The sequence below is a fragment of the Nonomuraea sp. NPDC002799 genome (assembly GCF_053592075.1).
The window spans coordinates 47,778-58,656 of the sequence record NZ_JBSFVA010000050.1 but is presented as its reverse complement, the minus strand read 5'-3'; the positions used below and the strand labels follow the sequence as shown (position 1 = coordinate 58,656).

General features: G+C 73.5%; 7 protein-coding genes. 3 read left to right on the top strand and 4 right to left on the bottom strand.

Annotated elements, in window-relative coordinates:
• Positions 1–428: 428 nt before the first annotated feature.
• Positions 429–1,127 carry a helix-turn-helix domain-containing protein gene (locus ACWD0F_RS46740; protein WP_449888812.1) on the top strand — a complete coding sequence of 233 codons (699 nt, stop codon included), beginning with the start codon at positions 429–431 and terminating at the stop codon, positions 1,125–1,127.
• 79 nt (positions 1,128–1,206) lie between these two features.
• Positions 1,207–1,644, top strand: coding sequence for a hypothetical protein (locus ACWD0F_RS46735; protein ID WP_449888810.1), 438 nt, complete (start codon positions 1,207–1,209; stop codon positions 1,642–1,644).
• Positions 1,645–1,732: 88 nt separating this feature from the next.
• Here the strand turns inward: ACWD0F_RS46735 and ACWD0F_RS46730 are convergent, their stop codons facing one another.
• The 3 genes from ACWD0F_RS46730 to ACWD0F_RS46720 form a co-directional block, all read right to left on the bottom strand.
• Entirely contained in the window at positions 1,733–3,637 is a 1,905-nt protein-coding gene (locus ACWD0F_RS46730; RefSeq protein WP_449888808.1) for a protein kinase domain-containing protein, read from the bottom strand.
• Positions 3,638–3,775: 138 nt separating this feature from the next.
• Positions 3,776–4,777: a hydroxyacid dehydrogenase gene (locus ACWD0F_RS46725; RefSeq protein WP_449888807.1), complete on the bottom strand. Its 1,002-nt coding sequence runs from the start codon at positions 4,775–4,777 to the stop codon at positions 3,776–3,778.
• A gap of 32 nt (positions 4,778–4,809) precedes the next feature.
• Positions 4,810–5,832 carry a substrate-binding domain-containing protein gene (locus ACWD0F_RS46720; RefSeq protein ID WP_449888805.1) on the bottom strand — a complete coding sequence of 341 codons (1,023 nt, stop codon included), beginning with the start codon at positions 5,830–5,832 and terminating at the stop codon, positions 4,810–4,812.
• A gap of 125 nt (positions 5,833–5,957) precedes the next feature.
• Here ACWD0F_RS46720 and ACWD0F_RS46715 point away from each other — a divergent pair, with 125 nt between their 5' ends.
• On the top strand, positions 5,958–7,844 hold the full coding sequence (locus tag ACWD0F_RS46715; protein WP_449888804.1) for a DUF2264 domain-containing protein: 1,887 nt from the start codon (positions 5,958–5,960) through the stop codon (positions 7,842–7,844).
• Between the two features lie 54 nt (positions 7,845–7,898).
• On the opposite strand, the gene ACWD0F_RS46710 is transcribed toward ACWD0F_RS46715, so the two are convergent.
• Complete coding sequence (locus ACWD0F_RS46710) at positions 7,899–10,802, bottom strand: AAA family ATPase (protein ID WP_449888802.1); 2,904 nt, start codon at positions 10,800–10,802, stop codon at positions 7,899–7,901.
• Positions 10,803–10,879 lie beyond the last annotated feature (77 nt).

Here is a 10,879-nt window from a genome sequence, read left to right as displayed (position 1 = left end):
TCATGACGCATCGTCCCGATCGCCTCGACATGCGTCCGACCACCCCGCGAGACCAGGGCGACCAGCCCGGGGATCTTCCCCGAATCGACATGCCGGGCCAGCACCTCACGCAGCCTGCGCAGCCCCGCGTCGGAGAACCCGCTGCCGTTGTTTCCCATCATGAATCTCCTTGCTCTGGCGTTCACTTATGTTCGTGAATCTCTGAACGTCTGCGACACTATATTGCGTTCATAAATACGTCAACATGCAAAACCGGCAACTTCTGCCTGTTCCATCGGCTCAAATGATGGATTTTGCAATGAATGTGAGACTGAACGCAATGCGTGATCACGATGCAAATTGCAATAGGCTGCCGGTGAATGCATACTGTGCAGCGGGTGTGCGGGCGCTGCGCCTCGCGCATGCCGAGCGATAGGAGACGAGCACCGATGCCCGGAGGCAGACTGACCAGCCAGGACCGGCAGCACATCGCCGCGGGACTGGCCGAGGGACTCGGATACACAGAGATCGGCCAGCGTCTGGGGCGGCCCGCCTCGACCATCATGCGGGAGGTCACCCGGAACGGCGGGCCCGACGAGTACGGGGCGGAGCGGGCGCACGAGGCCACGCGGCATCGTGCGCGCCGGCAGAAGCAGGCCCAGCCTCCGCCGCAGCCGCTCCCCGACAGCGGCCATGGGCGTGACCCGCACGCGGTCCAGGAGTTCACGGAGTCCTTCACCGATCTCCTCGTTCAGCAAGGGCTGCCCCGGATGATGGCCAGGGTGGTGGCCTGCCTCTACATCACCGACTCCGGCGCCCTCACGGCCGCCGACCTGGTGAAGCGGCTTCGCGTCAGCCCGGCGTCGGTCTCGCACGCCGTCACCTTCCTCGAACAGCAGGGAATGCTCAGGCGCGAACGAGTTCCCGGCATGCGCCGCGAAAGCTATGTCATCGACGATGAGGTCTGGCTCCGGTCCACCCTCGCGGCCATGCAGATGAACGAGGTCCTGGCGGCCGGATCGCAGCGCGGAGCCGAGATTCTCGGGGTCGCGACCCCGGCGGGCGCCCGCTTCGCCTCCTCCGCCGCCTTCCTTCTCACGGTGAACGAGTCCCTGGGGAGGGGCATGGAGCAGTGGCAGCAGAGATGACCGCGCGTGACGTCGCCATCGGGATGCGCGACGCCGTCAGGAGCCGCGACCCGGCCAGGATGCCGGAGGTGGGCGGGTCGTGACCTGGTGGACGGTGGTGCGGTTTCTGCATGTGCTGGGGGCCGCGTTGTGGGTGGGCGGCCAGCTCGCGGTGTCGCTGGTGGTGCTGCCCCTGGCTCGCCGGCTCCTGGACGAGCGCCGGCGCGGCGAGATGCTCAACGCCGTCGGCCGCCGCTTCGGCCTGATCACCGTCGCGGCGTTCCTGCCTGTGCAGCTCGCCACCGGCGTGGCCCTCGCCTGGCACAAGGGCGTCACCTGGGCCGCTCTCGCCGAACCCGGCTACGGCCGGATCCTGGCCGCCAAGCTGCTGTTGTTCTGCGCGGTCATGGCGATGGCCGGCCTGCACGGCTGGGCCACGGGCGCGGGCCGCCCGCTGCTGGCCCGGAGCATGGCGATCAGCTCGCTGATCGGCTCACTCGGCGTCGTCCTGCTGGCCACGGCCCTCCCGGCGACCTGAGCCGACCTTCGGCCCCGCGATCGGGGGACGACGGCGCGTGCGGTTCATCGGCGCGGTGACCCATCGTCAGCGGCGCGGGACCGGGACGCTAGTCGTCCGCGTACGTCTTGACGACCTTGCCCCGCAGGTTGGCGACCAGATAGCCGGAGCGGTAGCCGTCGCTGGCGTAGACGAGCAGGACCTGGCTCGGGCTGGTGAAGACGTAGTTGGGGTCCACGATCAGGTAACGCGAGGTGGGCTTGGGGACGCCCAGGTCGTTGGTGGCCTTCTTGAGCAGGGCGGGAAGGGCGTTCCAGTTGTACTTGTCGAGGTCCACGACCGGACCGTCCACCTTGCCGCCCATGGGAGCACGGGTGAACTGGCCTTCGCGGTACATATAGGTGTCGTAGATCTCCTTGTCGTTCTTGATCGGCGCTTGGATGGAGGCGTAGGTCGGGTACACCGTCATCCTGACGACGGTGCTGCCGCCGGTGACGGTCTTGATCTTGGCGATCAGGGCGCGCATTCCCGCCGGGCTGTGCAGGTTCTCGGTCGCGGGCGTGCTGCGCGGGGTGACGTCGTCGCCGCCTCGGGTGGGGTCGGTCTCGCGGGTGGGGTCGGCCTCGCCGCTGGTCCCGGTGGTGGCCCGTAGCGCTCCCGGGTCTTCGCCGGAGAACAGGGGCGGGAGCAGCCGCCACACCAGCACGCCGGCGACCACGACCACCGCCGTGGCGACGGCGGCCGTCACGGTGCGGGCGGGGCCGCGGGAGCGGCGGGAGTTCATGGTGTCGGCCTTGGCGACCGGCGCCGCACCCCACGGAGGTGGCTGCCGGCCCGGGTGGGCGTACCCGGGCGGCACGGTATGCGGCCCGCCCGCCATGGGCGGCTGCGTGGGCCGCCCATGGCCACCTGCGGATCCGGACGGCTGCGCGTACCCGCCGCCGGACCCGGACGGCTGCGCGTACCCGCCGCCGGACCCGGACGGCTGCGCGTACCCGCCGCCGGACCCGGACGGCTGCGCGTACCCGCCGCCGGACACGGGCGACCCCGGCATCATGGGCCCAGGCCCCATCGGGCCCTGCTGGCTCCCGCCCTGCCGGACTTCTCCCTGCCGGACTTCTCCCTGCCGGATCCCGCCCTGCTGGATCCCGCCCTGCTGCATCCCGCCCGGCCGGAGCGGGGTGGAGGTGGGGTCGGCCGCCGCGGCGAGCATGCGGTCCAGGGTGTCGGGGTCGGGCCGGGCGGCGGGGTCCCGCCTGAGCAACGCCGCCAGCACCGGGGTGAGCGCCCCTGCCCGCCCGGCCGGTGGCACGTCCTGGTTGAGCACCGCAGCCAGCGTCGCCAGCGTGGTGCTCCTGCGCAGCGGATGCCGCCCCTCCACCGCCACGTACAGGAGCATCCCGAGCGACCACAGGTCGGACGCCGGATCGCCTTCGACGCCGTTGATGCGCTCGGGCGCCATGTACTCCGGCGAGCCGATGAACGACCCCGTGGCCGTCAGGCTCGTCGACTCCCGCACCGCCGCGATGCCGAAGTCGGTGAGCACCGACCGGCCGTCCTCGCGCAGCAGCACGTTGGCGGGCTTGACGTCGCGGTGCTGGATGCCGACCGCGTGCGCCGCGCGTAACGCGGACAGGACCTCGCGGCCGAGCCGCGCTACCTCAAGCGGCGTCATCGGCCCGCGCTGGAGGCGGTCCTGGAGCGAGCCGCCGGTGACCAGCTCCATGACGATCCACGGGTAGGTCTGCTCGCCGGGGTCCACGATGTGGTGGATGGTGGCCACGTGGGGGTGGTTCAGCCTGGCCAGGGCTCGCGCCTCGCGCAGCACCCTGGCGCGCAACTCGCGGCCGGCGGCCGGATCGTGCTCGTCCATGGCGGGGTCGGGCGGGCGTACCTCCTTGAGCGCGACCTCACGGTGCAGGGCCACGTCCCAGGCGCGCCACACCAGGCCCATGCCACCGCCGCCGAGCCGCTCCACCAACTCGAAGCGCTCGTCGATCACCCGTTTGTGCATGCAGAGCAGCGTAGGGCCGACCCGGCATTCTCGTCATTACGCGCTTCCGGCCGGTTCCTCCGCCTCGACGTCACGCGCTCCTGGCCGGCTCCTCCGCCTCGCCATGAGGCGCTTCTGGCCTGCTCCTCCGCCTCAACGTCAGGCGCTTCTGGCCTGCTCCCCCGCCTCGACCCCGTACGCGAACGGCCGCCCCTCGGCGTACCTGGCGAGCTCGTCGAGGGCCAGGTCGGCGATGCGCGCCAGCTCGCCGCCGAGCGATCCGGCGATGTGCGGCGTGAGCAGGACGTTGGGCAGGTCGTAGAGCGGCGAGCCGTCGGGCAGCACGTCGGGCTCGGTCACGTCGATGACCGCGTAGAGCCGTCCGCTGGCGAGCTCGGCGATGAGCGCGTCCTGGTCGACGAGCGCGCCACGGGCCGTGTTGATCAGCGTCGCGCCGTCGGGCATGCGGGCCAGGCGGTCGGCGTCGACCAGGTGCCTGGTCTCGGGCAGCGCGGGCGCGTGCAGGCTGACCACGTCGCACCGCCCGAACAGCTCGTCCAGCTCGACGTGCGCCACGCCCAGGTCCTCCGTCAGGTACGGGTCCGCGACGAGCACCTCCAGCTCGAACGACCGCAGCAGCTCGATCACCCGCCGCCCGATCCTGGAGGCGCCCACGATGCCGATCGTGCGCCGGTAGTTGCCGAACCCGGGGAACCGGCCGTCCAGATCCAGCGCGGCCCGGTGCTCGCGGTAGAGCCGGGCGATGTCCAGGACACGTTTGCCGGCGAACAGGATCGAGGCCAGCGTGTATTCGGCGACGGGCTCGGCGTTGGCCGCCGCCCCGGAGGAGACGACGATGCCGCGCTGCCAGCACGCCTCGGTGACGTGGTGCTTGACGCTGCCGGCCGCGTGCACGATCGCGCGCAGCCTGGGCGCCCTGTCGAGCACGTCCTGGGTGATCGGCGGGCACCACCAGCTCGTCCAGAGCACCTCCGCCGTGGCCAGCGCCCCGGCCACGGCCGGGTCGGCGAAGTCGGCGGCCACCAGGTCGGGGTCGACGTCGGCGATCGTGATCAGGCGCTCGCGCGCCGGGCCGGTGACGAGCCGGGCGGCCACGTCGTGTCCCATGGCGAGCAGGGTCTTCGGCCGTGCTTCGATCATTTCGCTCCCCGCCGCTCATACGGTCAAATCGATCATAACGAAGCGGTGGACTCGCGGACCCGGAGCTCGGGCAGCAACGACAGATGGCGCCCGGCGGCCCCTGGTCCCCGGGTGAGGCGGGTGACCAGCAGCTCCACCGCGCAGCGGCCGACCTCCGTCTTGGGCGGGGCGACGGCGGTGAGCGACGGCGAGCAGAAGGCGGCCACCTCGTCGTCGTAGGCGACCAGCGACACCTCGCCCGGGATGTCCACGCCTGCCGCGCCCAGGTGCCTGACCAGCGAGAGCGCGTCCTCGTCGTTGTGCACGAGCAGGCCGGTCACGCCGCCGTCGCGCACCAGCCGCAACACCCCGGCCGGCAGGTCGTCCGGGCGCTCCCGGTCGATGACGATCCGTTCGGGAGCGTCCAGGCCCAGCGCCGAGGCGCCCGCCAGCAGACCCGCCGTGATGCTCGGCGTGGTCGGGCTGGGGTGGGCGACGAGGGCGAGCCTGCGGTGGCCGAGCTCGGCCAGGTGGCGTACGACGAGGTGGGCGCCGTGCGCGTGGTCGGAGCCGACCGCGTCGAGCGTGGCCGCCGGTCCGGCCGGCTCGGCCCGCCGCTCCACCAGCACGGCGGGGACGCCCAGCCCGGCCAGCCAGTCGGTGTGGGAGTCGTCGGGCTGCCGGCTCGGCGTGAGCAGCAGGCCGTCGGCGCCGCCCTCGACGAGCTGGCGCGCCTGCGCGCGGTCCTCGGCGTCCTCGTAGCGCGAGATGCCCAGCACCAGCCGCGCGCCCGCCCTGGCCGCCTGCTCCTGAGCGCCCTTGATCACGTCCGGGTAGTAGTAGTGCGCCGTCGGGACCAGCATGCCGATGGTCAGCCGGGCCACGGGCACGGGCTCGCGGGGCAGCGTGACTCCGCCGTGCACCCGGGTGAGCAGGCCCTGCGTGGCCAGGTGCTCGACGTCTCTGCGCAGGGTGACGGCGGAGACGCCCAGCTCCTCGGCCAGGTCGGCCAGCTTGGCCGAGCCCCGGTCGCGGAGCCGGTGGAGGATGAGTCTGTGGCGCTGCTCGACGGACAAGGAGAACTCCTTCGGGGCGGGTGTTCGTTTCGAGCGTATGACCGTCGTTCGATCGAATGGCCTTGTGCCGCGCGAGGGGGCGATCTAGAGTTCACGGAAAGCGTTTTCCACCCTCCTGGAGTCCTATGTTCCCGCTGCCCGAAGAGGACCGCGCGCTCAGCCCGTACACGGGGTGGACACGCCGGCACTGGGAGGCCGTGGCCGACGGCCTGCTGGCGGCGGTGGAGCCGTACCGGTCGGCGGACGGCGCGTCGATCCGGCTGCCGGGCCGGGCGAGCTGGTCGGACTGCGATGGCATGGAGGGGTTCGCCAGGACGTTCCTGATCGCCGCGTTCCGGGTGGCCGGGGGCGGGCCCGCCAAGCTGCTGGAGCCCTACCGGGCCGGCTTCGCAAGCGGGCCGGGGTCCTGGCCGCCGGTGGCCGACCGGTCTCAGCCGATGGTCGAGGCGGCCTCGCTGGCGCTCGGGCTCTGGCTGACCCGCGAGCACCTGTGGGACACCCTCGGGGACGGCGAACGCGAGCGGCTCGGCGGCTACCTGGCGACGGTGTTCGACCACGAGCCCGCCAACAGCAACTGGTGGCTCTTCCCGCTGACCGTCGGCGGGTTCCTGGCCGCCGCCGGGATCCAGGAGGCGGCGGCGCGGGCCGCGATCGAGCGCGGCCTGGCCCGCATCGAGCCCTGGCACGCGGGCGACGGCTGGTACACCGACGGCGAGAACCGCTCCTTCGACCACTACAACGGCTGGGCACTGCACTTCTACCCGGTGCTCTACAGCCTGCTGTCCGGCGTGGCGCTGCCGGCGCACCGGGCGCGGCTGCGGGAGTTCCTCGGCTCCTACGCCCTGATGTTCGGCGGGCAGGGGGAGCCGCTGTATCAGGGGCGGTCGCTGACGTACCGGTTCGGGGCGGCGGCGGCGCTGATGCTGGGGGCGGTGACCGGGGACACGCCGCTTTCGCCCGGGGCCACCCGGCGGATCGCCTCGGGCTCGGTGCGGCACTTCCTGGAGTGCGGCGCGCTCTCCCCCGAGGGGCTGCTGACGCTGGGCTGGCATGGGCCGCACGAGGCGTCGTTGCAGCCGTACTCGGGGTCGGCGTCGCCGTACTGGGCGGCCAAGGCGTTCGCCGGTCTGCTCGCGCCCGCCGGCCATCCGCTCTGGACGGCCACCGAGGAGCCCGGGCCCGAGGGCCTGCTCCCCCTGTCAGGGCCGGGGCTCGTGGTCCAGAACGCGGGCGGGATCGCCCGCGTGGTCAACCACGGCAGCCAGAAGCACCTGGGAGATCCCCTCTACGACCGGTACGCCTACTCCACGCACACCGGGCCGACCTCGCCGGACGACCTGCCCGACAACCACTTCGGCCTGGTGCTCCCCGACGGCACCCTCACCCCACGCGGCCCCATCGAACCCCGTGGCGCGGGCCGGACGGGCGGTGCCGGGCGGACCCCCGGTGCCGACCAGACCGCCGGTGCCGACCAGACCGCCGATGCCGACCAGACCGCCGTTAGTGGCCGGACCGCCGATGCGGGTCACGGGGTCGCTCTGACGGGCGGCGCCCGTCCGGTGAGCGGGGTGGGTGAGTCGTTGTGGGCGGCGTCGGCGGGTGAGGGGACGTGGAGCGTGAGCGTCGTGCGGGGGGCCGCGGAGGTGCGGGTGCATCGGGTCGCGCCCGGCTCGCGGATCCGCCAGACGGGCTGGGCGCTGCCCGGGGCGACCGCCGCCGTGCACGGCCGCACGGTCGCGCTGACCGCCCCGGACGCTCCCCGCTCCCTCCTGACCGGCCTGTACGGCTACGCCACCGCGTCCGCCACCGAAGCCCCCGGCGGCACGGCGTTCGGGACCCCGGCCCTGGTGCCGGTGCTCGACGGCGTGGCGGCCGACGGCTGGGCGGTGGCGCTGGCGGTCCTGGGCGCGGACGACGTGCCGGTCCCGGCGGTGCAGGTGGGCGACGAGGTGACACTTACCTGGCCGGACGGCCACCGCATCACCGTCATCCCGAACGGCCCGCACGACTGAACACCCGTCCCGAGGACGGCTTCCCGGGGCAGCCCCCGGGGGTGAGTCGCCGGGTCATCCGCCCAGGTCGCTCAGCCGGCCGATGAGGGCTGTTCGTGAGGTGATGCCGAGCTTGGTGTAGATGTGGCTCAGGTGGTACTCGACCGTCTTCACGCTCAGCACCAGCTTCCGCGCCGCCTGCCGGTTGGTCAGCCCCCTGCTGATCAGCACCGCCACCGTGTGCTCCTGCGGCGTGAGCCCCAGTCTGGCCGTGTCCTGCGGACGCAGCACCGCCCGCCCGCTCGCGGCCAGCTCCAGATCGCACTGCTCCAGGTACGGCAGTGCCCCCAGCCTGGACAACGTGAGCTGGGCCGCCTCAAGCTGCTCGGCCGCGGCCGCCCGGCGCCCGCGCCGCCGCAGGAACGTTCCGTAGGCGAGCTGGATCCGCGCCTCCTCGAACGGCATCTCGATCTTGGCCGTGTGCTCCAGCCCCACCTGGTACGCCGACTCCGCCTCGACCGGCTCGTGCCTGGCCGCGTGCAGCCCGGCCCTGGCGCGGGCGGTGGCGGCCAGGGTGCTGCGCCGCTCGCCGTACAGGGCCAGCAGCTCGCACGGCACCAGGACCTCCTCGGCCTCCTCCGGCCGTCCCGCGTTGACCAGCGCGTCGGCCAGCAGCGTGCGCCAGAGCACGACGGGCAGCTCAATGGGGACGTTGACCCTGGTCAGGGGGGTGAGCGCGGTGATGGCGGCGTCGGGGTCGCCTCTGGCCGTGGCCAGCAGGGCCTCGGCGCCGGCCGTACAGACCTGGGCCAGGGTGTTGTCCGGCCCGGCGGCGGCGCGGGCGGCGCGCAGGTGGGTGGCGGCCCGCTCCCACTCTCCCCGGGCGGCGGGCACCAGGGTGGCCACCGCGTGGGCGTAGCTCGCCAGCCACGTCTGACCGAAGTCGTCGGCGGTGGAGGCGCCGATGTCGGCGTGCGCGCCGGCCTCGTCCCAGCGGCCGAGCCGGTATTCGGTCCTGGCCAGCGCGGTCGCCACCAGGATCTGGAAGGACGCCGACCCTGTGGCGCCGATGGGGAGCAGGCCGAGCAGGTCGTCGTACGCGCCGGTCAGATCGTCGGACCACAGGCGCAGCATGCCCCGGCCCAGCAGCGCGTCCAGGTCGCCCGCCGTGCCCTGCGCGGCCACGGGCAGCTCACTGCTCCACGCCAGCCCCTCCTCGATCCTGCCCGCCACCCCGAGCCCGGCGAGCTGAGCGAACCGCACGAGCTCACCCCCCTGCCCACCGCTCCGCCCCCCATCCGGAACGCCACCCGAAGCACAGCCCAAGCCACCACCCGAACCGCCATCCGAACCACCGCCCGAACCGCCATCCGAAGCGCCGCCCGAACCACCGCCCGAAGCGCCATCCGAGCCGCCGCCCGGGCGGGTGCCCTCCAGAGCGCGGGTGGCCCACAACACCGCCTCCTCGCCGCGCCCGCGGATCACCGCCGCCATGGCCTGCCGCCCCGCGATGCCCGGAGCCCGCCCCGGATCGTGGCGAGCGTGTGACCAGGCGTCGTCGAGCTGCCGTACCGCCTCGTCCAGCCGCCCGGCCACCAGCGCCACCGACCCCAGCGCATAGTCGCGGACCACCGGGTCCGCCCCTGTCGCCACCTGGGCCGCCAGCGCTCCCGCGTCGGCGGGCCGGCCGGCCGCGAGCAGCGCCTCCACGGCCTCGGCGATGAGCCGATCCCGCCCCGGCCCCTCCTCCGTGAGCTGCACCGCCCGGGTCAGGCAGCCGCACGCGCTGGCCCAGCGTCCGGCCGCCGCCTGCCGCCGCCCCACGCTGGCCACCTCCCCCACCAGCTCCTCGCCGACCTGGTCGGCGGCGGCGAGCCGGTGGTGCAGCCGCTGCACGACGTCGTCCACGAAGTCGGCCGCGAGCAGGTGCAACCGCCGGCGCGTGGCGGGGCCGAGATCGTGGTAGATGGCGGCGCTGACCAGCGGGTTGGGAAAGCCGAGCGAGACGCCGGCCCCGGTGCGCCACTCGACGAGCAGGTCCGCCTCCGTGGCCTGCTCCAGCGCGGGCAGCGGCTCGGGCAGCTCCGCCATGCGGGCCACCAGGTGCAGCGGCGCGGACGTCCCCAAGACGGCCGCCGCCGTCAGCAGCCGCTGCGCCGCTGTCCCGAGCGCGCCGAGCCGGTCGAGTATCGAGGTGCTGTAGGCGCGCGGCGCGGGCAGCGGGGCGTCCACGTCGGCCAGCGTCTCGGCGCGTACCTGCTGGAGCAGGGCGCGGGCGTACAGGGGCACACCCCGGGTGTGCGCGTGCAGGCGTTCGGCGGCCTGGGGTGTCAGCCGTACGGGACCGAGCCGGGCGCTCATCGCCTGCAGCTCGCGCGCGCCGAGCCCGCTCAGCGGCAGCCGGAGCGCGGCGCTGCTGCGCAGCAGCCGCCGCAGCCCGTCGGGCAGCCGGGGATGGTCGCTCTCCCTGGTGATCACGAGCGTCAGCACCCGGTCGGTACGCAGCCTGCGCAGCGCGAACGTCAGCGCGTGCAGCGAGGGCAGGTCCGCCCACCCGGCCCCGTCGATCACGATGACCACGGGCGCGGTGCACTGCAGCCGGGCCAGCAGCTCCAGCAGCGCGGCGCCGACCACGAGCGGGTCGGGCCCCCCGGATGGGCCGGGCCCGGACAGGCAGGCCAGCGCCTCCGGCACGGGCTGCGTCCGGGCGGCGAGCTGGCCCAGCACGCCGTACGGGAGCTCGGCCTCGCCGTCCTCCCCGCTCACGTCCAGCACGATCGCGTTCTCGATCGCGGACAGGAACTCCCCGGTCAGAGCGGTCTTGCCGATCCCGGCCGGCCCCTCCAGCACGACCAGGCTGGAGCGGCCCTCACAGGCGCGGCCCAGTTGGGCGTGGAGCACCGCCAGTTCCCGGCTGCGACCGACGAACTGTTCGTCACGGGAGCACTCGGGTCCGCTGCGAAGGGCGCGGGCTGTCATCGGACTCACCCCCCTGGCCAGAATTCATCCTGAGCCTTGGTCCGGCGACCGTCCAGTGTCCGGTTGACCCGAGTCAG

Excerpts from the sequence above, each read along its gene's own strand:
- ACWD0F_RS46740 (WP_449888812.1), top strand. The coding sequence starts at position 429 with ATGCCCGGAGGCAGACTGACCAGCCAGGACCGGCAGCACATCGCCGCG.
- ACWD0F_RS46730 (WP_449888808.1), bottom strand. The coding sequence starts at position 3,637 with ATGCACAAACGGGTGATCGACGAGCGCTTCGAGTTGGTGGAGCGGCTC.
- ACWD0F_RS46715 (WP_449888804.1), top strand. The coding sequence starts at position 5,958 with ATGTTCCCGCTGCCCGAAGAGGACCGCGCGCTCAGCCCGTACACGGGG.
- ACWD0F_RS46725 (WP_449888807.1), bottom strand. The coding sequence starts at position 4,777 with ATGATCGAAGCACGGCCGAAGACCCTGCTCGCCATGGGACACGACGTG.
- ACWD0F_RS46710 (WP_449888802.1), bottom strand. The coding sequence starts at position 10,802 with ATGACAGCCCGCGCCCTTCGCAGCGGACCCGAGTGCTCCCGTGACGAA.